The sequence below is a fragment of the Paenibacillus sp. FSL R5-0749 genome, from assembly GCF_038595085.1.
Classification (GTDB): domain Bacteria; phylum Bacillota; class Bacilli; order Paenibacillales; family Paenibacillaceae; genus Paenibacillus.
This window is the reverse complement of sequence record NZ_CP152005.1, coordinates 5,980,596-6,005,658: the sequence shown is the minus strand read 5'-3', so window position 1 is coordinate 6,005,658 and position 25,063 is coordinate 5,980,596. Positions and strand designations below refer to the sequence as shown.

At 41.1% G+C, this 25,063-nt stretch carries 18 protein-coding genes and 1 pseudogene; all 19 read left to right on the top strand.

Translation table 11 applies throughout. From position 1 onward, the window contains the following. Positions 1–33: 33 nt before the first annotated feature. The 19 genes and pseudogenes from MKY85_RS26925 (at position 34) to MKY85_RS26835 (ending at position 24,979) form a co-directional block, all read left to right on the top strand. Positions 34–1,911, top strand: coding sequence for a glycosyltransferase (locus tag MKY85_RS26925; protein ID WP_342571183.1), 1,878 nt, complete (start codon positions 34–36; stop codon positions 1,909–1,911). A gap of 395 nt (positions 1,912–2,306) precedes the next feature. Next, entirely contained in the window at positions 2,307–2,696 is a 390-nt protein-coding gene (locus MKY85_RS26920; RefSeq protein ID WP_342571182.1) for a flagellar protein FlaG, read from the top strand. A 12-nt stretch (positions 2,697–2,708) separates the two neighbouring features. Further along, on the top strand, positions 2,709–4,208 hold the full coding sequence (gene fliD, locus MKY85_RS26915; RefSeq protein WP_342571181.1) for a flagellar filament capping protein FliD: 1,500 nt from the start codon (positions 2,709–2,711) through the stop codon (positions 4,206–4,208). 20 nt (positions 4,209–4,228) lie between these two features. Next, positions 4,229–4,606 (top strand): flagellar export chaperone FliS, encoded by a 378-nt coding sequence (gene fliS / locus MKY85_RS26910; RefSeq protein WP_342571180.1) that lies wholly within the window; start codon positions 4,229–4,231, stop codon positions 4,604–4,606. After that, on the top strand, positions 4,606–4,962 hold the full coding sequence (locus MKY85_RS26905; protein WP_342571179.1) for a hypothetical protein: 357 nt from the start codon (positions 4,606–4,608) through the stop codon (positions 4,960–4,962). Before fliS ends, MKY85_RS26905 begins: the two co-directional genes overlap by 1 nt. Positions 4,963–5,310: 348 nt before the next feature. Next, a pseudogene (locus tag MKY85_RS26900) lies at positions 5,311–5,610 on the top strand (helix-turn-helix domain-containing protein); the annotation flags it as partial. Positions 5,611–5,768: 158 nt separating this feature from the next. Continuing rightward, entirely contained in the window at positions 5,769–6,254 is a 486-nt protein-coding gene (locus MKY85_RS26895) for a DDE-type integrase/transposase/recombinase (protein ID WP_342571178.1), read from the top strand. 334 nt (positions 6,255–6,588) lie between these two features. Then, positions 6,589–7,638, top strand: a complete 1,050-nt coding sequence (locus MKY85_RS26890) for an NAD(P)-dependent oxidoreductase (RefSeq protein WP_342571177.1) — start codon at positions 6,589–6,591, stop codon at positions 7,636–7,638. Beyond that, positions 7,639–9,246: a hypothetical protein gene (locus MKY85_RS26885; protein WP_342571176.1), complete on the top strand. Its 1,608-nt coding sequence runs from the start codon at positions 7,639–7,641 to the stop codon at positions 9,244–9,246. A 551-nt stretch (positions 9,247–9,797) separates the two neighbouring features. Continuing rightward, positions 9,798–10,514: an IspD/TarI family cytidylyltransferase gene (locus MKY85_RS26880; protein WP_342571175.1), complete on the top strand. Its 717-nt coding sequence runs from the start codon at positions 9,798–9,800 to the stop codon at positions 10,512–10,514. Positions 10,515–10,568: 54 nt separating this feature from the next. After that, complete coding sequence (locus tag MKY85_RS26875) at positions 10,569–11,444, top strand: glycosyltransferase family A protein (RefSeq protein WP_342571173.1); 876 nt, start codon at positions 10,569–10,571, stop codon at positions 11,442–11,444. Between the two features lie 213 nt (positions 11,445–11,657). Next, positions 11,658–12,521, top strand: coding sequence for a glycosyltransferase family A protein (locus tag MKY85_RS26870; protein ID WP_342571171.1), 864 nt, complete (start codon positions 11,658–11,660; stop codon positions 12,519–12,521). Beyond that, positions 12,521–16,018 carry a methyltransferase domain-containing protein gene (locus MKY85_RS26865; protein WP_342571170.1) on the top strand — a complete coding sequence of 1,166 codons (3,498 nt, stop codon included), beginning with the start codon at positions 12,521–12,523 and terminating at the stop codon, positions 16,016–16,018. The genes MKY85_RS26870 and MKY85_RS26865 overlap by 1 nt, the downstream gene beginning before the upstream one ends. Positions 16,019–16,136: 118 nt before the next feature. Further along, positions 16,137–17,264, top strand: coding sequence for a glycosyltransferase (locus tag MKY85_RS26860; RefSeq protein ID WP_342571169.1), 1,128 nt, complete (start codon positions 16,137–16,139; stop codon positions 17,262–17,264). A 599-nt stretch (positions 17,265–17,863) separates the two neighbouring features. Continuing rightward, positions 17,864–18,061 carry a cold shock domain-containing protein gene (locus MKY85_RS26855; protein ID WP_024631599.1) on the top strand — a complete coding sequence of 66 codons (198 nt, stop codon included), beginning with the start codon at positions 17,864–17,866 and terminating at the stop codon, positions 18,059–18,061. 432 nt (positions 18,062–18,493) lie between these two features. Then, complete coding sequence (gene raiA, locus MKY85_RS26850) at positions 18,494–19,057, top strand: ribosome-associated translation inhibitor RaiA (RefSeq protein WP_124116500.1); 564 nt, start codon at positions 18,494–18,496, stop codon at positions 19,055–19,057. A gap of 1,019 nt (positions 19,058–20,076) precedes the next feature. Then, entirely contained in the window at positions 20,077–22,581 is a 2,505-nt protein-coding gene (gene secA / locus MKY85_RS26845; protein WP_339238115.1) for a preprotein translocase subunit SecA, read from the top strand. Positions 22,582–22,822: 241 nt separating this feature from the next. After that, a protein-coding gene (gene prfB / locus MKY85_RS26840) for a peptide chain release factor 2 (RefSeq protein WP_339238113.1) occupies positions 22,823–23,936 on the top strand; the annotation gives its coding sequence in 2 pieces (ribosomal slippage) (positions 22,823–22,894 and positions 22,896–23,936; 1,113 coding nt in all). Between the two features lie 134 nt (positions 23,937–24,070). Next, positions 24,071–24,979 carry a YitT family protein gene (locus MKY85_RS26835; protein ID WP_342571168.1) on the top strand — a complete coding sequence of 303 codons (909 nt, stop codon included), beginning with the start codon at positions 24,071–24,073 and terminating at the stop codon, positions 24,977–24,979. Positions 24,980–25,063 lie beyond the last annotated feature (84 nt).

The window sequence follows — 25,063 nt, the reverse complement described above, 5'->3', positions numbered from 1 at the left end:
ACTTTCGTAAATATGAAAAGATAGGAGATAATCATGAAAACAATTGCATTGTGCATGATTGTAAAAAATGAACAGGAGTATCTTAGAAGGTGCCTTAACAGTGTAAAGGATGTTGTGAATCAAATCGTAATTGTGGATACAGGATCCGAAGATGATACTATTAACATAGCTAAAGAATATACAAATGATGTATATCATATGGATTGGACAGATGATTTTTCCGCTGCTAGAAATGAGTCAATTAAGTATGCTACGACAGATTATATACTTGTTCTGGATGCGGATGAATATTTAGAGAAGTCGGTTGATATACAAAAAGAAATCAATATTGAAGCAGACTATTACGTAACGAAAATTCACAATATTATGGCTTTAGGAAGAGCCACTGAACATCAAGCAATTCGACTTTTTGCAAATCACAGAGGTCTATTCTTTCGTAATCGTCTACATGAACATCTAAATGTAATAGGAGAAGGACAGAGTTATAAGTCATCGTTAACTGATATAAAGATAATTCATTCAGGATATACGGAAGAAATAATGGAGAAAAGAGGAAAAGCAAAGAGAAACCTTTCACTCATGCTAGCAGAGGTTAGAGATAATCCTAATGGATATAACCTGTTTAACATGGGGAAAACGTACACATTAGTTGGTGAGCATAAGAAAGCAATTGATTTTCTTCAAAAAGCATATTCCCTAAGTAAAAATCAGTTATTTGCCCCAGAATTAGTAATGCTGTTATGCCGGAACTTAGGAGAATTAGGAAAGTATCAAGAAGCGCTTTCGATTTTAAAAGGGGCAGTAGCGGTATACCCTCATGAGATTGATATACTGCATCTCCAAGCTCAATATTATATGGAGTGTGGTTATTTTAAAGATGCCATAACTACAATGAATAGATGCCTTGAACTTGGTGACATAGGGGTGTCTGTTACAGAAGGAAATGGAGGGTACTTAGCACACTATAGACTAGCTGAATGGTATGAGGCTAGGTATCAATTTGCCAAAAGTTATGAACATATCATTGCATCAGTAAAAGAAAATGATGAATTGGTAGCTAGCTTAGCCAAATTTTTTCAAATTATGTCCAAAGTTAATATACCTATAGATGATGTATACAATAGCTTTAAACAAATATATAAAATATCTAGTAGTGATAAACTTCAGCGATTATTAGAAGTGTTGTATCAGCTAAGGCACCCACTGTTAGAAAGATATCTAAATGAATATAATCTTACTGTTCAACCTGAAGTTAGGGCAGTAGCATATCAATATGCTAAAAAATATGAAATTGCAAGTTCATTATGGAACGATTTAGATAATTTAACGCATCAAAATGGAGAAGATATTCTTTTATTATCTATTCTTATGAATGATAGATCATTGTTTGATCTTTCGAAAACTCTCTTGAGTCTTAGTAAAAGAGAATGGGAAGTTTTAAAGAAGATAAAAGAGAAAAAATCTTTAAATGATATAAAGTTTACGACAAATATCGAAAAAATTTTAGAACGAATGTTAGTTCAATTGATTCACTTACAAGAGTTTGAAATTTTCGAGCAAATTCTAAATTATTCATGGCAAGGTAGTATTGATACGAAGTTAAAAGTCTGTGATGATCTTATTGCCTACAGTTTTAATGATATAGCTATTGATCTGTTAACAAAATTATATGAAAAATATCCTGAAAATAATCGCTTGTTGAAAATGTTGGGTGATACTTGCGTCAATTTAGGTCTATTAGATGATGCTAATATTTTTTACAAGAAGTTGCTGGATTCCGTAGATGACTACAGCGTATTTGAGAGAATCTATGAAGTATATGAGAGACTAAATGTTCGGATTTTAATGAATGTTATTGAAAAGAAAATTTCTGATAGATACCCTCTGTGTTCCTGGGTCAATCGAAGTTAATTATATAAGACTAATTGTTCTATGAAGTGTGAGATCCACTTTAAATGAAAATCCCGCAGTTGAGACGTTCGTTCACTTGAAACATTTGGCATTTGAACTGGATATATATCGCTGGTTCTCCTGCCCGACTGCATCGTGTTATCGATTGAGATTAAGATCAGTGTAAAGAAGTTAAATTAAAATTAGTTCGCATTTTATTATAATTAGGGATAACCTTTTTAATAGATTTTTATTTTCCTATATTTTATCTATTCAGGTAATGATCTCAATTAGATCCTAAGAAAGTATAAACTTAAATGGCTCTCCTTTCTTTTCCTCAAAATTTCACCTAACTCTTCAATCTATTACAATACTAACCGATAAATATAATAAATAATTCCATCGGGGGATGAACGATGAATCTACAGTTCTCACTTTCAACTAGTATGGTGAATGGCACGTCAGGTTCTGTAAATCAATCTAGTGATATTTCAGCTAGTCATGATAGTAAGCTCATACAGGCTGTTAAAAATGGAATGGAATTATCAAAACTCGAACGCCAAGGAGTTAACATTCCATTTGGAGATGAACAACTTATAAAAGCTATTGATAAAGCTGTAAAAGCATTACAAGGCCCAACTACAACATTAGAAATGAGCGTTCATGAAAAAACACATCAAATTCTAGTGAAAGTTTTAAATAAAGAAACTGGCGAATTAATTCGTGAGATTCCACCTGAAAAAACGCTTGATCTTGTAGCTAATATGATGGAAATTGCTGGAATAATTATAGATGAAAAAGTTTAAGGGGGGATTGTAATGCGTATAAATGGTTTTTCTGGAATGGATATAGATAGTATGGTCACGTCATTAATGACTGCTAAGAAGTTACCATTAAATAAACTAACTCAACAAAAACAAATTCTAGAGTGGACACGAGATAGTTACCGAGAGTTAAACAGTAAAATTGTACAATTAAGTGATAAATTGCAAAAAATGAACTTCTCGGATGCAATGAATACGCAGCAGTCTACAGTTACAGGGAATACAACAGCTGTTAAAGCTGATGCTAATGCTAATGCCAGCAGTACGCCGATGTCTGTAGTTGTTAGTAAATTAGCAACTAAGTCTGGGATGCAAACAACTAATGGCCTGCGTACTTTTGGAAGTACTACGCCTAATGCGACTACTAGTACTACATTAGAACAAATCGCAGGAAGTGCAGCATCGGATAAGTATGAGCTGAACATTAATAATAAGACCATAACTTTTCTTAAAACAGATTCTATCCAAGCAGTGATTGGACGAATAAATTCTGAGGGAGCTAACGTAACTGCGACCTTTGATGAAATTAGTGGTAAGTTCTCTATCACAGCTAAAGATTACGGGACGAACAATAATATCACATTGACTGACTCTAATAATCAATCTAAAGATAGTACGCTAATGGAGTTATTCGGAATTACCAGTGCTAATGTAAAAGTTGCCGAAGCAGGCGAGGTTACCGTTACTAATACAACTGACAATAGCACAAGAACCTACAACCCGGATGGAAATTCTCTTGTAGTCAATGGTGTGAAACTTACCTTCCTTGAAACTACAGGAACTACAGACCCAGCAAAAATTACAACACAATCAGATCCTGCAAAAGCTATGGAAACGATTAAGTCTTTTGTTGATACTTACAACGAATTGTTGGGTTTAATGAATACCAAGATGAGTGAACAAAAGTATCGTGATTTCGCTCCGTTAACAGCGGATCAAAGAAAAGATATGAAGGAAGATGAGATTAAGCAGTGGGAAGAAAAGGCAAAGAGTGGGCTATTAAAGAACGACTCCATTTTAAGTTCTGCTGTCTCGTCCATGCGGATGGTTATTTCCAGTAAATTAGGGGATTTGAGCTCGATCGGTATAACAACCGGACAATATTACGAAAATGGAAAGTTGAAGATTGATGAGACTAAATTAAAAGCTGCGTTAACAACAGATCCAGAAAAAGTTGTTAATATATTTCAAGGGAGCTCGTCAGTTGATAAAGCTAAATCTCTGTTCAGTCAATTAAGAAGTGAACTAAACGCTCCTCTAGAAATGTTTGTGAAAAAAGTAGGTACATCGAAAGTAGATACAGATGGAAGCTTTACACTGAATGCTGACAGTATAATGGGCAAACAATTGAAAAATTACAACAGTCGAATTACGGAGTTTGAACGTAAAATGAAAGATGCTGAAACACGCTATTATAAACAATTTACAGCTATGGAAACTGCAATGAGTAAGTATCAATCCCAGTCGTCAAGTTTAACAAGTTATTTACAATAGTAAAGAAAGGATGATCTAAGTTGATTACATCTCCTTATGAAAAATATAAAAACTCATCAGTGCAAACCTCTACACCTGGACAGCTGGTTATCATGCTATATGATGGTGCCATTCGTTTTGTAAAGGCTGGACTCGATGGTATTGAGAGCAAAGATTATTCAAAAGCAAACATTAACTTAGGCAAAGCTCAGACTATTGTAAGCGAATTGATGTCGACTTTGAATCAATCCTATCCGGTTGCTGAAAATCTGTTTGTTCTATATGAATATATGAATCATTTGCTGATTCAAACAAACATAAAAAAAGAGAAGAAACATGGAGAAGAAGTTCTTGGTTATTTGCAAGAATTAAGAGAGACCTGGGTTTTGGCCAATAAACAAACGGCTGGGACCGTTTGATGGGGCATAATGTTGATATAGATGAGGCTTTGGACGAACTAGCTACTTTGACTGAATTGTTGGTCAATGGGCTAGTTGACAAATCCTCAGATCAGATAGGAGCATTTGTGGAAGAACGTCAAGTTGTAGTGGACCGCCTGATTGATATGGCGGCGGGGTCATATAAGATGAACACTGAGCAACAAAACAAGCTGCGAGACATCTTAAGCTATGATGAGTCAATTCAGGGACAAATGTGGTCCTTGAAGAATGAGGCCCAACAGTGGTTATTGCAGCGTAATGCTGCTCGAAATCAACGCAGCGTTTACGAAGCTAAATATGCGGCAAATAGTTATCTGATGGACAAGCGGAAATGAAAAATATATAGGTAGAACTAAATTTTTACACGAGAACGGAGAGGACAGAGATAACATGGAGAAACGGAGCGTTCACCTTTATCTCTGGATTTTCCATTTGGAGAATCAAAAAAATCGGGATAACAGCGATCGAAAGGTTATTCTGTCATTGGAGTGGCGAGTGTAATCAGGCTGTAACATGATGGGTTGTTTAGACAATTTCCCGTAGTAGAGGCGATAGAAAGCATCATATTTCAAGTAGAAGTGTTTTGGCAAAGTGGATTTCCAAACATACTCATGAGATAGAACTGAAAACAACCCTTAAAGGTAAAGGAATATCTCATTTGAAAAAAAGGACGTAAAACCACCGTTGAAGAACGGATCGAAATTGTACAATACACCATAGCCCATGACTTAAACTACCAGAAAGCGGTGGGGCAATATGGTGTATCTTATCAACAAGTGTACGCATGGGTTCGGAAATATCAAGCGGGTCATGCAGAAGCTCTTCAGGATGATCGGGGCCGTAGAAAGCCTGTTGAAGAACTGGACGAGCATGAACGACTCAAGCTACGAATTAAAGAACTGGAAGCACGAAATGAATACCTTGAAAATGAGAACGCCTTCGCAAAAAAATTGGCAGAGATCAGGCAACGAAAGAAACACTAACCCTCGTCAGGCATGTCGTTTTGTATCAAGCGATATACGAGCTACATCAAGAAAAAGGGTATGCTATTCGAGCGTTGTGTGTGTTAGCTAGCGTGGCTCGATCTGCCTATTATAAATGGTTGAAGTGGACACTTTCTGCCCAGGAATGTGAAATTTATATGCTGGCTAAAGAAGTGAGACGTCGTTATGACAAGCGAAATGGCATCCTCGGGTATCGTCAGATGCGTACCCAACTCAATCGCAAACTCAACAAGCAGTACAACAAAAAGCGTTATTTCCGAATCATGCGTGCTCTAAGGCTTCAGGCAGTTATTCGTAAGAAACCACCACGGTATGTGAAAACCACAGCGATCCATGTCGCCAAAAATAAGAAAAACTGCCATTGCAATGCTCCTGCTCCAAATGTCAAATGGTCAACTGATGTGATCGAATTAAGGTATGAGACTGGGCGTAAGGCCTATTTAGGCGCTATTATTGATGTGTATGATAATTCCATTGTTTCATGGATACTAAGCCATTCCAACAACAACAAACTTCTCATTGACACGCTGAAAAAAGCTCATGCCCATAATCCAGGTTTGTCTCCTATGTTGCAAAGTGATCGAGGTTTTCAATACACCTCTCATGAGTATGCAAGGCTCTAATTAAAATACGGATTTACGAAGAGCATGTCTCGTGTGATCCCGCTTTCTGCCTAATGTTTTCTCTAGCTTTTCCGCTGCTTCGTCAGCTGATTTGGAATCGAATGGACATCGAGGAAAGTCTCTCTTAATGACGATTCATTCTGGGAACATTCTAGCCCATTATCTATGTTATAATTTTATTGGATAAATGACTTTATACAATAAAATATGGGCTGTCAGCTTGGTGGTTGTTTTGGTGGACTTGATAGAGATGAAGCGAAGATCAATTGTGGGGGGGTACCCTTTACAAGATTCGAAAAGTACGGTATGTCTGGATGAAAAGGAGTAAATGTGCTTGCCTAATCGTGTATTTTGTGAAGATATAGAACAAATCATTTCCGACCCGTATCTGCCGTGGTACGAAATGTCGAATAAATCAGTACTTATTACCGGTGCGACCGGGTTAATTGGTACAGCACTGGCTTTTGCGCTAAGCGCAGCCAGTCAAAAATATCAGCTTAATCTTAGTCTAATCGGGAATGGAAGAGACAGTGTTAAGGGAGAAAGTTTGAGGAAAGACTGCGGACTAGATGCGTTTATTAGTGGTGATATTCGTCGCCCTTTAACGAAGGAAGCCCTCCCCGGCAAACTGGACTATATCTTCCACTGCGCAGCAATTACCAGATCGGCAGATATGGTGGCGAAACCGGTTGATGTAATAACCACAGCGGTCGATGGCACAAGAAACATATTGGAGCTTGCCAAAGAGCGAGACTCTAAAAGTGTCGTCTACCTGTCATCAATGGAGGTCTATGGACAGAATTTACATGGACAGGTGCAGGAGGCAGACTTGGGGTATTTGGATTTATATAACCCGCGCAGCAGCTATTCTGAAAGTAAACGACTATGTGAGAGCTTGTGTACTGCTTATGCCGTGCAGTACGGACTTCCGGTTAAAGTAGCACGATTGGCGCAAGTTTTTGGCGCTGGGACCCCGAAAGCCGATACGCGTGTGTTCGCTCAATTTGCACGTAGTGCGATGGCAGGAGAAAATATAATTTTGCATACTGAGGGGAAAACTAGAGGGAATTACTGCTACTTAGCTGACGCTGTACGCGGGTTGCTTTCGCTCTTATTGAGGGGTCTTAATGGACAAGCCTACAATATTGCAAACCAAGAGGCAAGCACAACCATCCGGGAAATGGCGGAAATGGTTGCAAGCGAAATTTGTCAAGGCAGAATTAAAACAGTTGTCGAGATACCCAGCGACATTGAAAAACGCGGTTACGCGCCTGAAGTCGGTTTTAGGCTAAATGCAGATAAGCTGAAGTCATTAGGCTGGCGGCCACAATACGGGTTGGCTGATATGTATAGACGAATGATTCTGGATTGGCAGGAGAAATAAATGCGGAAATTACATCAGAAAACAATATTTGAGTTGTTGGAGACTCTAAATGAAGCGCACGACGTGCTAAGCCAGCAAACCGCACTGGAGATAGTGGGGAATTTGCTTGCTGAATGTCAGGGATTTGCTGTGCAGATTGGACAATACATCGAGGACATTGAGGGCGAAGGAACTCAGACTGTCGCCTTACTCGAAGAATACTGCGAGTTGTTGTACCGGGCGAGCATAGACAACAATAATGGGGAAATAGTACAGGAGCTCAAACAACAGCTTGTGAAGATTAAGAATTCGGTTGAAATTGAGCTGAAGCCGAACAAGATTGAAGTCGTATTCTTCCCTTACCAGCTCAGTATGTTCGATGCGTTAGAAAGTGTATATTTGGCCGCGAAGGAAGATCCGCAATGTGACGTATATTGCGTGCCTATTCCTTATTTTTCAAGGAATCCCGATGGTTCAGTGAAAGAAGTGCATTACGACGGCGGTTTGTATCCTGACTATGTTGAAGTTACAAATTGGCGTGACTATGATGTTGCAAGCCGTAGGCCGGATGTGATCTTTATACACAATCCTTATGACGGGACTAACATTGTTACGTCTGTTCACCCCGATTATTATAGCGAGAAGTTGTGTAAACTGACTGAGCTGTTGGTTTATATTCCGTATTTTGTGACCGAAAAAGTACAAGAACACTTTTGTTTTAATAGTGGAACGATATATGCTCATAAAACAATTGTGCCAAATGATCTGGAACAGAAAAGGTTTATTAATTTTTTTGAGAAAAATGAAGTAGGACACAATTTATCGGGTAAAATCGGAGATAGCAAGAAAAAGTTCGTGGCGCTCGGATCGCCGAAGTTTGATAAAGTAACACAAATGAAACGTGAAGACTATGGATTGACGGATGAATGGCGAGATTTAATTGAAGACGCGAACGGTACTCGCAAAAAGGTTGTCTTTTATAACACGAGCTTAGCGGAAATTTTACAATTCGGAGAACAGTTTCTAAAAAAATTACGTTCGGTCTTGGATGTTTTCAAACATCGCGATGATTTAGTTTTGTGGTGGAGGCCGCACCCGCTTTCTATAGCGACATTTGACAGCATGCGTTTGGGAATGGCGGATGAATACAGGGAGATTATAAAGGAGTATAGGCGCGAGGCTTCGGGCATTTATGATGACACGACAGACTTGTACAGAGCCATCGCATGGAGCGATGCCTATTATGGGTGGGGAGGCTCATCGGTAGCCCTTTTATACGGAGCAACGCTGAAACCAATGATGGCTTTGCACACCTGCGATAATGTTTCTGTGGCAGAGGGCGAAGGTGACTTCAACGAGAAGTTGCTTCATTTCACGAAATGTTTGAACATGTATCTGTCCGGAAGTCCAGTATATAGGGATATGCCGTTATATGGTTTTTTCTTTGATGACGCAACCCAGTATGATTTATGGAGTTTCTTGCAGTACATTACCCATATAGAGGATTACGAGAATACCGTTGAATGGAATTCTCTTCTGAAAACGGCCTATAAAAGATTCGGGGTTTCGGCAAACGAAAGAAGCGGGGATAAGATTATCCACTACGTGAGAGAAGAATTAAAGTTATAACGGTCCGGACCCTAAATCCTAGAGATATCCTTAACTACCTTGACTCGTTCAGAAAGAAGCATGGAGGCTTGCGACTCAAGCCCCCATGCTTCTTTCGGTTTTTTGTGGAAATAGGAGAGGAGCTTCATCTAGGGAGGCAGGCTCGTAATTGCTAAACAAACCTTCCAGCACGCGCACGCTATGAAATGATTCATTGTACGCATTGAAGTCCGGTATTAGTTAGGAATTCGCTCATCCAGTTATTCCCTTGTACTATTATTGTTCAGATGTTTGATATTGATATTAAAACTGATGGCTTAATAACCGATAAAGTAAGCAAGAGTTGTTTACTTCGAGATTTACACGCAAGATAGTAGAAAGTGGGTAAGCTTGACGATATATTGAGGGGAATGCGAGATTTACCTTAAGATGGATGTGGAGAGAATACGGGAATCGGCGTTTTACAAGGTGCTGCCAATTTCAATCAAACGCGAAAAACAACTAGCCATCTGTGTATCATAAGCCTCAAGATTATAATTCAAATACCACTATCAGATTGGAAGAGTGAGATTATGATAACTGCATTGATTTTTGCTGGCGGTACGGGGCAGCGTATGAATTCTGCCTCGAAGCCTAAACAGTTTCTAGAACTACATGGTAAGCCTATCATTATATATACCATTGAACATTTTGAGTGGCACCCCGAGATTGATAATATCATAGTTGTTTGCCTAGAGAGTTGGATTAAAGAGTTGAAACGCTTTTTGAAATTATACGATATCCGCAAGGTTTCTACAATTATAGCCGGCGGGATCAGTGGTGACCAGTCCATTTATAATGGGCTTAAAGCTATGAGAGGCACGCATGCTTGCGAGGATATTGTGTTAATTCACGACGGTGTCCGTCCTTTGATAAACGAGAATCTAATTTCTGAAAACATTGCAACCGCAAAGCGCTGCGGCAACGCGATAACCTGTGAAGCTACATTTGAAAGCATTATACAAAGCAGTAATGGCAATGAGATTGATAACATACCTAAAAGGAGCGAGATGTTTGTTGCCAAAGCGCCTCAGACGTTTAGGTACGGGGATATATGGGACATGTATCAACAGGCGGAGAATGACGGGCATACTCCTCTTGATTCAGCACATTTATGCAGCTTATATGGGGTGAAACAGCACATAGTAAGAAGCACACCTAATAATATCAAGATTACTGCACCGCAGGACTATTATATTTTCAGAGCTTTACATGAAGCTATGGAAAATCGTCAAATATTGGGGGTATAAATATTTCTAATATGCACTGCCGTACTATTTTTGAGGCAAAGAAATGGAGGGTTTATGAACCAACACTTAGTGTCAATCGTGCTTCCGGTCTATAACGGTGCGCGTTTTCTTTGCCAATCAGTGGACAGCATACTTTCGCAAACGTACACAAATTTCGAATTGATAATAGTTGATGATTGCAGTACAGATGAGACGCCCGGAATTATAGAGGAGTATGCCAGGAAGGATAGACGTGTTCGAACAATACGCCATTCCCAAAATCAATATTTACCTCAAGCCTTAAATACAGGATTTGATGCAGCAAAAGGTGTCTTTTTTACATGGACAAGCGATGACAACATCTATAAGCCGAATGCCATCAAACATTTGGTTGATGTATTGGTACAACGACACGATGTAGACCTTGTATATGGAAACGAAAGCATTATAGATGATGCTGGACACGTAATCGAGAAAAGCAATGCCATTGCGTCGATCGGCAGCCCGGAGGAAATTCCTATCCTTTCTTGTTTAGGCGGATATTTTCTATTTAGAAGTCAGGTCTATTTCGACGTAGGAGGCTATGAATCCAAGTGGTTCCTGGTAGAAGATTGGCATTTTTGGTTAAAATCGTATAACGCTGGGAAGAAGTTTGTAAGAACCGAGGATAACCACTATCTTTATCGCGATAATACGACTTCGTTATCCATGACAAAAGCTCGTGAAGTGCAAGAGCGGTGTCTGGAATTATCCTTAGAAAATCTGAGGAAGCATAAGAGTAAATATACCAATGAAATCGCGATGCGAGCTTATTTGAAATGTGTGGGCTTTGCTTATCGGTTGAATGATAAAAAAGCTGGAGTAGCGTGTTTAGACTTGGCACAAGAAATAAATAAGGATGCCCTCTCATGGTTGAAACCTGAGATAGTAGAATGGCTGGAGGAAGGTTAAGCATGCGGGCGAAAATATTAGGCCGAAGCTGGCATCTAATATCTTTGAGGTTACCTTTCCAGCGGCGAGTTACGACCCATTAGTTGCCGCACAGGTTCGTCTTGCTAACGGTATTTACGCGTGTGATAATGTGATTGTCCTATCGGACAGCCTTTTCCATGTATCCCTTTTAAACATAAATTAAAGAAATTACCGCATAAAAGAGGAAATCTTATGAGAAACAATTTAGTATCGATAATACTTCCAGTTTATAACGGCGCGCGCTTTCTTCGACAATCGATCGACAGCGTCATTTCGCAAACTCATGGAAACTTTGAACTGATTATAGTCGATGACTGCAGTACAGATGAAAGTCCTGAAATTATTGCGGAGTATGTAAATAAAGATATCCGCATACGCACAATACGACATTCTCACAATCAATATTTGCCCCAAGCCTTAAATACAGGCTTTCAAGCAGCTCTTGGCGATTATTTTACTTGGACAAGTGACGATAATATCTACAAACCCAATGCGATTGCATGCTTGGTTACAATGTTATCCTCGGACATCGAAGCGGATGTTGTCTATGGCAATGAGGCTACAATAGACGAAGCAGGTAATGCCATTCCAGGCTACGATATGGATACACCCGAAGTAATTCCCATACTGTCCTGTATCGGTGGTTACTTTATGTTTAAGAAACAGGTTTATTTTGATGTTGGCGGTTATGAATCTGAATGGTTCTTAGTTGAAGACTGGCAGTTTTGGCTGAAAGCATATAATGCGGGATACAAATTCGTGAAGACAGAGGAATGCAATTACTTATATCGACATAGTACAACGTCTCTGACGGCAACTAAACAACAATTGATCGTTGCTAAAGCCATTGAGCTATCCTTACGAAATCTTGTTACGAACCGATCTAAGTATTCCGATATAATAGTGATGCGAGCTTATTTGAAGAATATTCGCCGCTGTCAAATCGTTAACTATAGGGCTAAAGCCCATGAATGTTTAGACCTGGCTCAGTCAATCAGGTCTGACGCTATCAAATATCTAAATTTGGAACTAGTAAATTGGTTGGAGGGGAAATAATGGATTCGTTGACAAAGGAACAGATATATCAGTTAGTCGATGATTTTAAAGCTTCTCCTGAAAATAAACCCATCATTTTATTTGGAGCGGGTCAAATCGGGAGCGAGGCCGTCAAGTACTGCCTAGATAAAGGAATACACATCACCTGCATTGCAGACAATAATGCTGAATTATGGGGTCAATGCATAAGTGGGATTGAGATTGTATCGCCGGACACGATAGAATTGCACAAGCCATTTTTGATTATAATGTCCGCAAATTTCTATAATGAAATGGCATTACAACTGAGTGGATACGGTTTGAACAACTATATCTCGTACTTCATGTTTAAAGGCCGATATAACTTTGTGCAGGGCGAATATCCAGAAGCCAGCTCGGTACAGCGGGCTTTAAACTGGATGATTCAAAATCAACAGGAAAATGGCGGTGTTTCTGTTTTTGGGGGTTCTGTTTACGAGTACCCTGAAGTTACCGGCTATATTATTCCGACAATGCTTTCATATGGTTTGAAGCAAGAAGCTTTGGCTATGGCACACTATCTGGACTCTGTCATAAACGATAACGGCTCATTTAATGCGGCCGGTTCAGACCGGGCCTATCTCTTTGATACGGCGCAAGCTCTTCGCGGTCTTAACGCAATACAGAAGATTACAAACAAATATTACGACATACAAATCAAAGCGGCGGAACATTTGTTTTCTGCTTTGAAGGACAACGATGGGATTTTTCCAAAAAGCTATGAAGACGATCCGATTGTTCCTGAACCGATCTTGCTCTTTGGGCTGCCGCCAATGCTGGAATATGCTCAACTTATCAATGATCATGAAAAAATACAGCTTGTTCATGCTTCGGTTAAACGATATCTAGCTGACCCGAATGTTCTTTCTCATAAAACGCTTACGCATTTTTTGGCGTATCAAACTGATAGTCTTATCGATCTTGGGTATGAAAACGAAGTAAAGGACATTATTGAGAAACTGCTTGCTTCGCAAAGAAACGATGGCTCCATTCCTGCTTATGACGGTGTTGACTGGGTATGTATCACAGGCTGCTCGCAAATCGCGATATGTCTGTACAAGCTTGGTAGACGCGAACCGGCAGATAAGTTGATGGCGTGGGTTGAGAATAATATGGAATCCGACGGCGGTTTCTTAGGCAGTGTAGGCAATGGTGCTGACTATTTTGCAGATCGTGAGATCGCATGGGCGACAAAGTTCTATCTGGACGCATATAAACTGATGATTAAAGCGCATTTTAATGATGAATTTGCTCCAATCGCTCCTTCTGAGATTGATGAGGACGATGCTGAAGTTACACAAGTAATTAGCGAAATTATAAATGGCAACAGTGTTTTGGAAGTAGGCTGCGGCAAAGGGAGAATTTTAAAACGTATCCACGAAAAATTACCGGACTGTAGATTGTATGGCATAGACATCTCCCCTGTTATGCTTTCAGCTGTGCCGGAATATGTGAAAACTACGGTCGGCGAGATTGAGTTTTTGCCTTACGGTGATAATTCGTTTGACGTGGTATATGCTGTGGAATGCATTGAACATTCGCCTAATCTGAAAGCTGCTGTAAACGAGCTGGTGAGAGTATGCAAGCCAGGAGGCAAAGTAATAATCATTGATAAGCAAATGTCGGGTTGGGGAAGGTTTTCAACGCCACCATGGGAGCGTTGGCCGGATAGAGCTGTTTTGGAGTCACTACTGCAGGAGAAATGTAATGATGTTAATTCGTATGCTCTTAAAAATAAGGGACATGATGAGCGAGACGATTTGTTTATAAAATGGATGGGGGTCAAACACATATCTATTTCAGAGAAGGCTAAAAAGGTTGTTTTTTTTGGAGCGGGTGCCACAGGGCGGTTAGGTTTGTACTATGCTGAACGTTCAGGAATGAAGATTGACTTAATCGTCGACAATAATAGCAAGTTATGGGGAAACTGCTTGTGCGGAGTTGAAATTTCTTCGCCGAATGTCTTATTGGATAAAGACAAATATACTGTCATCATTACGGTTGGTTATGAATTTTTAGGTGCGGTAAAAGAACAATTAAGTTCCATGGGATTAACTGAAGATGCCGACTTTTTTGAATTCCATAAAGTCTTTTTGCAAGGCTATAGCGGATTCGGGTCTGCATCAGGCGTTTTGGATATGAATTCTGAATTTGAACTGATAAAAACAGGTGCAAATAATAAATTAGTCGTTAATTTGAATGATCGATGTGTGTATCGTTTAATCAATGACAATATTGCTGGACAATTTATCGAGATTTATAACAAATGTAAGGATTATGGTATCTTCGATAAGTTTGTAACGAAGACAGAAATGTCGGATGTGAAAATTGCGCAGGGGTATTCGTGCAGTTTCAAACATGAATATATTCCATTGTTTACCTACGCAGTTGAGTGGTCGCCAAGGATGTTTTATGATTATACGTTGTTCATGATTGATTTCCTCGCTGAAATCGACAAGATTGGCTTGGGTTGGTTAGACGGGCATGCGTTTAACGCGACTTTCCATAACGGTAAGTTTGAGTTTTTCGATTTTGACGCAATCAGGACAGGCAATACGCCACATTTTTATATACAGGAATTTATTAATGCTCATCTGGTGATTTTGTTGATGATGTCTGAAAATTTGATGGACAAAGCTTATCTGTATTTGAATAATCCTGGGCAGAAGCTCTCAATAAATGATATTGCAGGGTATTTATCGGCAGATACCTTAAGCGAGTATAAGGATATGTTTAAGGAATGCTATGAATCTGCGCTAGAAGGCAATATACAAAAATGCTGCGAAATTCTAAAGGATTATGTCTTGAATGTACAATTCAAGCAAATACTTCAGAGCGGTTGGAACGGTTACCAAAACGAGCTGTATGAAAAGACTAATGAGGTCAAATGGTCAGATAAGCAAAGAACGGTTGTAGAAATGGTCCGCTCCGTTAAACCAAGAACGATGCTGGACTTGGCTGGGAATATGGGTTGGTACGGTTTTACTTTACATGACGAGATGGAACGTTGTATTACGGCCGATTTAGATTATAACTGTGTCGATTTTGTCTACCAGATGGTTACCGACCAAAACGTTCAAAATGTGTATCCGGTATATTTGAATCTAATTGCACCAACACCGGCTTATTACAGAGATTTGCATATCGGGGATACGGCAATTGCCCCGTGGCGCAAGAGTGCGATTGAACGCTTCAATAGCGAAATGGTACTTGCTCTTGCGGTAATGCACCACCTCGCATTTGCGCAGCAACTGTCATATGCTGAGATTATAGGACAATTTGCGCTATATACGAGTAGATGGCTGATCATTGAATTTATCGAGCGGGAAGATAGTGTGGTTGCCCCTGCACTGAAAAACGGGGATTTTGAATGGTATACGAAGGAGAATTTCGAAACGGAGCTGTTAAAGTCATTCTCCATACTTAGTGTAAAGAATTCCGAGCCAACGCGTGTATTGTATCTTTGCGAGAAAAAATAAGAAACTATTGGGATAGCACGTTTGCAATCAGCCGAAGTACAATGGCAGAATGTGAGCGTGTTGTTCCATTTAATTTACGGGAAATCAGTTGGTACCGAAGAGGAGTGTAAGATTTGATATGGAAGATTTGCGACAGCGTAAGCAAGTTTCGATTATTATTCCTATCCATAATGCTGAACAGTATCTTCGCCGCTGTCTTGATTCTGTAATGAATCAAACGCATGCCTGCCTGGAAGTATTGCTTATTGATGATGGGTCGACAGATAGAAGTAAATTAATTTGTGAGGAATATGTACGTCAGGATTGCCGGTTTCAGTATATATATCAGATGAATCAAGGCGTAGCTATTGCCCGCAATGCTGGAATAGATTGTGCGACAAGTGAATACGTAACCTTTCTAGATTCAGACGATAGTATGGAACCTGGGTTCGTTAAACAGGTACTGACGGAGATGCTTAGGACTGGTTCGGATATAGGGATTTGTGATATAAACTATGTGGACAATGAAACTTTCGAAAAGGAAGTTTCAAGAATTAGATTTTATGGAAAGACAGCAAGCGCGAGAAAGACGAAAAGTATTTTTAATACCGTAAGGACGTTTATTTGGGGGAAAATATACAAAAGAGAGCTGTTTAACAAGATAAGATTTCCTGATTTGAAATTTTTTGAGGATCTATCTATTGTGCCTTTTATGGCTGCAATTGCCAATCAAATCGTCTATATCCCCTTGCCGCTTATCAATTATTTCAGAAACCGTAATGGTAGCCTCTCTGAGAACGCTTATAATATTAATGAACTAATTAGGGCATTAGATTTATTGGGCAGTTTCCTTCGCACATCTAAGTTATATGATGATTTTACAGATAGCTATAAAAAAATGTGTATGGCACAGCTACGGTTTGCCTATCGTAGATTCGGGAATAGAAAGCAAGAGAAAGTGCTTGAACAACTATGCAAGTTAAAGGAATATGTGTTAAATCTTTTCCCCCAACTTTATCCAATAACCGAATGCAGTTTTTATACAGAGAGTGATAACCATTTGCTTGCACAAGCAATAGATAAGGCTGTCCTATATAAAGATCAAATCGTCGACAATATAGAGATATCCCATTATGTCATTTGTTTTAGTGACTGCGTAACCGAGGGGGCTTCTCAACCTACCATCGCAATAAAACGTCCAGAGCATATGGATGAAGGAAGTGCGGCATATGACATTGCGGAAGAGATAATTATGGCATTTTCATAGTGACATTCAAGAAAAAAAAGTATGTGTACTGGGCAGGGAGACTCAGCGGGAAAATAAACTATACTAAGAAAGGTTCTCGGATGACAGGACTAAAGAGTCATACCATACGCCGTGTGAAATTCAGGGATAGCCATTCCTGTTTCTCACGCGGGATTTTTATTAGAACCTGCCAAATATCGCAATGAGCGGAATTCCGGAACCGCGTCCGTACGCCGGGACTATGATATCATTTGTAGATTTTGCCTTACTTATGTTACGGTGAACCGTAACATAAGTAAGGTGGAAATTCTTGAGGCCTCCTACTTTTGTAGGACTACAATCTCTTATAATTGGCTTTAAAATGTCTTGATAGAGTCGAAATGGTCCATGAAAGGATACATACAAGAAAGGAGCGTTATAATCAATAACTTTTGAAAAAAGTAAGTTAGGGACAATATCCCACCATTCAACACAACCCCCAATTAATCTACAAAAAATTCCAAGAAAACATTTACTTTACCAATTGACAATGGATAACTTTGGATGGTATTATCTGAATTGTGGGCAGAGGTTAAGGCCGAAAGCTTCACTTCATTTGATGACGAAGGGAATGTTAGTGCATGCAAGGTAAAGTAAAATGGTTCAACGCAGAAAAAGGTTACGGTTTCATTGAGACTGAAGATGGCGGCGACGTATTCGTACATTTCTCCGCAATTCAATCCGAAGGATTCAAAACTTTGGAAGAAGGTCAATCCGTAGAATTCGACATCGTCGAAGGCGCGCGTGGACCGCAAGCAGCTAACGTAATCAAATTATAATCATCCGGACAATCCGACCTACATATATGGTTAGATGGTTACCAAATTGAATTATCGCTAGCATCAGACTCCGGTATGTTCCGGGGTCTTTTTTTGTTTCAATAGATTCGAGATTAAGATCATTCCGGGAACAGTATTTTTGTGAGTTTAATAGATTATAGCAGTAGATCCAAGAGGTCGAGTGAAGTTCATTTTACATATTAGATTGAGGTGGCTCAAAAACGGTTAATTACATCATCAAGCGCCTAATAATTCATACCAACTAAATATTCGATTATGGCTGAATATGATGAAATATCGCGAAATATGGCGTTATGCCTATGTTGGCAGATGTGGCTTCAACAGATGTCATTATTCGGTCACCGGGAGTTTTTACATGGCGCTTACATTCGTGTTATAATGAAGTGGCAAAGGAAAAAGGAGGAGTGCCCTATGAATTTAAGTATTCGAGGTCAACAAATCGAGGTTACTGATGCTTTGAAGGATTATGTCGACAAAAAGTTGAGTAGACTCGAGAAGTATTTCGATGCACCCCTTAACTCTGACGGTGCTGTTACATTGAGCACGACGAGAGGTTTGCATACGGTAGAGGTGACGATCCCTTTGAAAGGCATTGTGCTCCGCGCTGAGGATGAGAGCGACGATATGTACGCATCCATTGACTCCGTGGTGGACAAGCTGGAACGTCAGATCCGCAAACACAAAACTAAAATTAACCGTAAGTTCCGCCAGGAAGGCAGCCTGAAAACACTCTTCGTTGAAGATCCAACAGGTACTGTAGCTACAGCTGAACTGGATGCGGACACGGATGAAGATGATTTGGAAGTTGTACGGACGAAACGCTTTATGCTGAAACCAATGGACGTTGAAGAGGCCATCCTCCAAATGAACATGGTTGGTCACAATTTCTTCGTATTCTCCAACATTGACAGTGAAGAAGTTAGCGTGGTTTATAAACGGAACGATGGTAAGTACGGTTTGATCGAACAAGGTTAATTTTAACGTACAGGATCATCGGAACTGAATAAGAATATCTAAATTTTAATAATGAACTCAGGAACTGTAGTTTCCTGGATTAGAGTTAACAAGAGCTTCCATCCCTTAGGGGATGGGGCTCTTTTGTGCGTAGAGGGACGGGGAAATGACCTTTGGAAATAAAATGGTGAAACTATTCCCTATGCTGTTGCGTCTAATAGATAGTATGAAGAATCAATAATCGGTACAATTTAACCACCAGATTCCGATGGTTACGAAAATATTCGTACACCTAATATCGAGAACTTAATTTTGAGATTATCATCCAAATTTACCATCAAAATTCGTTGACAGGGCAGTCTGCCTTGTAAAATGAAACAAGACAATCGAACGCTTCCGCTAACGACTATGATTTTTTGCACTTAAACTCCATTTGATATGTCTCAGAAGTTCAAAGAAGTGTGCCGTGGCGTGTTGCGGCGACCCTTACAAACTGTTACAATTTATGCAAAGAGAATCATTGTCCTGATGAGGAATTGTCAACGAATGATCGCTAATCATAATCAATGACAGGCACAGCACCATGAACATGATTCGCAAGGCGCGGGCTTCGGCTAGTTTCTAATAACCGAATCCGTCTGAACACCGAATCAGCTTCATGAGGAACCCTTGGCAAGCCTGGAGTTGATTCATCATATTACTTATTAGCATATGATTTGAATTTGATTTTTACACGGATGACGAAGAGGGCAGAAATGACCTGTAGAAGCGAAGCGTTCGCCTGAAAGCTTTCTGAAAGAAAGCTACATCGGAAGCATACGCTTATCCCCGGAATTCCCCCTCTGAGAAGAGAGTTTAAAAGAAATCAGGGGATAACAGCGATCAAAAGGACATTCTGGCAACTGAGTTGATGAAGTGTAACCTTCATAAGCTCAAATTATATTGTTTGTCACCCCCGGGCAAGTGGAGCAACATCCATCCGATGGTGTCGCGTGGCGGCAACAGGGGGTCTATTCTGTTTTGCACGAAAGGGGTATACCATGCTAGGACTTGTCAAAAAGATCTTCGGCGACATGAATGAACGTGATGTTAAACGTCTGATGAAGACGGTCGATGTGATCAATAAACTGGAACCACAATTTCAGGCGTTGTCTGATGAACAACTGAAAGGTAAAACGGAGGAATACCGGGCTCGTATCGAAAAGGGAGAAACAACAGATGAGCTTCTTCCAGAGGCATTTGCAACTGTACGTGAGGCATCACGCCGTGTACTGGGCAAGCGCCACTACGATGTACAGATGCTAGGCGGTATCGCGCTGCATGAAGGCCGTATTTCCGAGATGAAAACGGGTGAAGGTAAAACGCTGGTAGGAACACTTCCGGTATACCTGAACGCGTTGATGTCCAAAGGTGTTCACGTGGTTACGGTCAATGACTATTTGGCACAGCGGGATAGCCAGGAAATGGGACAAATCTACGAATTCATGGGCATGACGGTAGGGGTTAACCTGAGCGGTATGGACCATGCTTTGAAACAGCATGCATATGCATGTGATATTACGTACGGAACGAACAATGAGTTTGGTTTTGACTATCTGCGTGACAACATGGTGCTATACAAAGAGCAAATGGTACAACGTCCATTGTTCTTCTGTATCATTGATGAGGTGGACTCCATCCTGGTCGATGAGGCGCGTACGCCACTCATTATCTCTGGACAAGCTCAGAAATCGACAGATCTGTATTATGCGGCTGACCGTTTTGTGAAGCGTTTGGTACCAGAGGAAGACTTTACGGTAGACATTAAGGTGAAATCCGTAGCGTTGACTGAGGCGGGTGTGGCCAAAGCAGAGAAAGCATTTGGGATCGAGAACTTGTATGATCATGCCAACGTTACGCTCAACCATCACATCGTACAGGGCTTGAAAGCGAACGTAATCATGCGTCGTGACGTGGATTATGTAGTCAGTGACGAAGAAGTTATGATCGTTGATGAATTCACAGGTCGTCTGATGTCTGGACGTCGTTACAGTGATGGATTGCACCAGGCGATTGAAGCCAAAGAAGGAATTGAAGTACAAAACGAGAGTATGACGCTTGCTACGATTACCTTCCAGAACTATTTCCGGATGTACCGTAAACTTGCGGGTATGACGGGTACAGCGAAAACCGAGGAAGAAGAGTTTAAAAAAATCTACGGCCTCGAAGTACTGCAGATTCCAACCAACCGTCCGAACAAACGGGATGACATGGCAGATGTCGTGTACAAGAGCATCGATGGCAAGTTCAAGGCGGTTGTAGAAGAAATTGTGGAGCGCCACAGCAAGAATCAACCGGTTCTGGTAGGTACAGTATCCATCGAGAACTCTGAACGCTTGTCTGATATGCTTAAGCGCCGTGGTGTAAAACACCAGGTACTGAACGCCAAGTACCACGCGGAAGAAGCAGAGATTATCTCAGGGGCTGGCCAAGCGGGTGCAGTAACGATTGCTACCAACATGGCAGGACGGGGTACAGATATTATCTTGGGTGAAGGTGTAGCTGAAGTAGGCGGCCTTCATATCATCGGTACAGAGCGTCACGAGTCACGCCGGATTGATAATCAGCTGCGTGGTCGTGCAGGACGTCAAGGTGACCCGGGTTCAACACAATTCTACCTTTCACTGGGTGATGAATTGATGAGACGTTTTGGTGCAGACAATGTATTGAACATGATGGAGCGTCTTGGTTTTGAAGAAGACCAACCGATTGAGAGCCGGATGATTACCCGTGCAGTAGAATCGGCGCAAAAGCGTGTTGAAGGTAATAACTTTGACGTGCGTAAAGTCGTTCTCCAATACGATGATGTCATGAACCAACAACGTGAAATTATCTATAAACAGCGCCGCGAGGTACTGGAGTCCGAAAATATCAAACAGATCGTTATGGATATGATCAAACCTTCCATTGAACGTATCGTTGAAGCACATTGTAGTGACGATATTCCGGAAAACTGGGAGTTGCAGGAAGTTGCCGATTACATGAACAGCAAATTGCTGGATGATGGTTCGGTAACGAAAGATGATCTATGGGGTAAGGAAGCAGAAGAGATCATCGAGTACCTGTTCACGAAAGTTCAGAACAAGTACAATGCACGTGAAGAGCGAATTGGCGAAGAGATGGTTCGTGAGTTCGAGAAAGTGGTTGTGCTGCGTGCAGTAGACAGCAAGTGGATGGATCATATTGATGCAATGGATCAATTACGTCAAGGTATCCACCTTCGCGCTTACGGCGGTACAGATCCACTGCGTGAGTACCAGTTCGAAGGCTTCGAGATGTTCCATCAGATGATCGCTTCAATTCAGGAAGAAGTAGCGACTTATGTGATGAGAGCACAGATCGAGAGCAATCAGGAGCGTCAAGCGGTTGTTGAGGAAAGTCAGATCTCGACAAGCGGTGAACCTGCTGAGAAACGTCCAGTGAAGGTTTCTGACCAAATCGGACGTAACGATCCATGCCCATGCGGTAGTGGCAAGAAGTTCAAACACTGCCACGGTCAAGAGTAGTACAACGATTTTTATATACACGATGACATGAACGGCTCCTCGCAGCCGGGTATTCCAGAGGATGAAGTGAAGGATGCAAAACCGATGAATGGTGCATAGTTATAATAATATGACCATGATCACGGAGGAGAGATATACTGATACAACAGTAGTCTCAACACCAGGGTGGTGCATCTGATACCTGATCTGAAGGAATGCCCTGGATGCGGGGAGCTTATCTTAATGAAAAGAGGAATTGCACATGATCGATCCAAATGTGAAGCATGACCTGCGTGAAATAGGCAAGAAACTAACAAACCTTAGGGGGTCTCTTTGACTTAGATCTGAAGCAAGAGATGATTGGCAACTTCGAAGTGAAGATGTCTGCCCCGGATTTTTGGGACGACAGTGACAAGGCGCAATCTGTAATCGCTGAGCTGAATGCGGTAAAGGGATCTGTAGATCAATACACCAAACTTCAGCAGGATTATGATGATGCAGTGATGATGATAGAGCTGGCGGATGAAGAAGGCGACGAAGATCTCGCTACCGAGATTGGTAACAGTATTACAGCGATCGTGAATAAGGTTGCAGAGTTCGAGCTTCAGCTTCTCCTGAACCAGCCATATGACAAGATGAATGCGATTCTGGAGCTTCACCCGGGTGCGGGTGGTACCGAGTCTCAGGATTGGGGCCAGATGCTTCTTCGCATGTACACACGCTGGTCTGAGAAGCGAGGTTTCAAGGTGGAGGTACTGGATTATCTGCCAGGTGATGAGGCTGGGATCAAGAGTGTTACGTTGTCGATCAAAGGACATAACGCTTATGGTTATCTAAAAGCCGAGAAAGGTGTACACCGACTGGTGCGGATCTCTCCTTTTGACTCATCTGGCCGTAGACATACATCCTTCGTATCCTGTGATGTGGTACCGGAGATTGATGACACGATTGAAGTCGATATCCGTACAGAGGATCTCAAGATCGATACGTACCGGGCAAGTGGCGCGGGTGGACAGCATATCAATACCACCGACTCTGCCGTACGGATTACTCACCTTCCAACAGGTGTAGTTGTAACGTGTCAGAATGAACGTTCACAGATCAAGAACCGTGAGCGAGCGATGACGATGCTTCGTTCGAAATTGTATGAGCGTAAAATTGAAGAGCAAAAACAACAGCTGGATGAAATCCGAGGAGATCAGTCGGATATTTCATGGGGGAGCCAGATTCGCTCCTATGTGTTCCATCCCTATAGTATGGTAAAGGATCACCGTACAAGTGTAGAGACAGGAAACACAGGAGCAGTAATGGACGGCGACCTCGATGCATTCATCGATGGTTATTTGCGTAGCCAGATTAAAGTAGAAACCGATTAATAGAAGTTCCTGTATGGACCCATGCGCGTAGGCGTATGCTGGTATATACAGGAGCTTTTTTTTGGATCTTTTTATAAGATATATAGAACATGAACGAACAACTGATCAGTCACAACAAAGGAGAGCACGAGAACATGCAACAACGATCACAATTTCATAATAATCGCAAAAAGAGGTTATCCAGCCTCATCCCCCTAAACGGACCATGGAGAAACGTCGTGGATACGTTATCCATTATTGTAGGTTCGTTTTTAATTGCAGTAGCCTTTAATTTGTTTTTATTACCGAATCAGATCGCTTCAGGCGGGGTGTCTGGTTTATCGATCCTGGGCAAGGAATGGCTTAATTGGGAACCGGCATATACCCAGTGGGCGATTAACATTCCACTTCTGATTGCAGGATTTTTGCTCATTGGTAAGCAGTATGGAATTCGCTCAGTCCTCGGCAGTATTGTCCTGCCATTATTAGTCTATCTGACGAAGGATTGGGCCATTCCAACAACAAACCCGTTGCTTGGTTCACTGTATGGCGGTATTGGCGTTGGTCTGGGGATCGGCATTGTATACCGCGGTCGAGGATCAACAGGGGGCATGAGCATTCTGGCCAGAATCGTGCAGAAATATAGTGGGCTGAGTTACTCAATCTGTGTGGTGATTATGGATGCTACCGTTATTATTATGGCTGCATTTGTATTGTCATTAGAGCAATCTCTCTATGCACTGATTGGATTGTATGTTACGGGGAAAGTGATCGATGCCGTTGAGATGGGGCTGGGTTTCTCCAAGGTGGCTTATATTATCTCCAACCAGACTGAAGCGATTAGCAAAGTGATTTTGGATGATCTGGATCGCGGTTTGACGAAGCTTGAAGCTAAAGGTGGTTACACCGATGATCAGCGAACCGTCCTGATGGTGGTGGTTGGGCAAAATGAGGTGCCGAGGCTCAAAACGTTGATCCGGTCCGTAGACCCGGGGGCTTTTGTCATTATTAGTAACGCGCACGAAGTGCTCGGCGAAGGTTTTAAACGGGGAGAGCATGTGTGAACGGTGTGAGAATTAGGTGAGTGAGCCGTTGTAGTGCTCATACGTTTGGGGATAAAAATTCAAAAAAAGCAGGTACATCCTTCT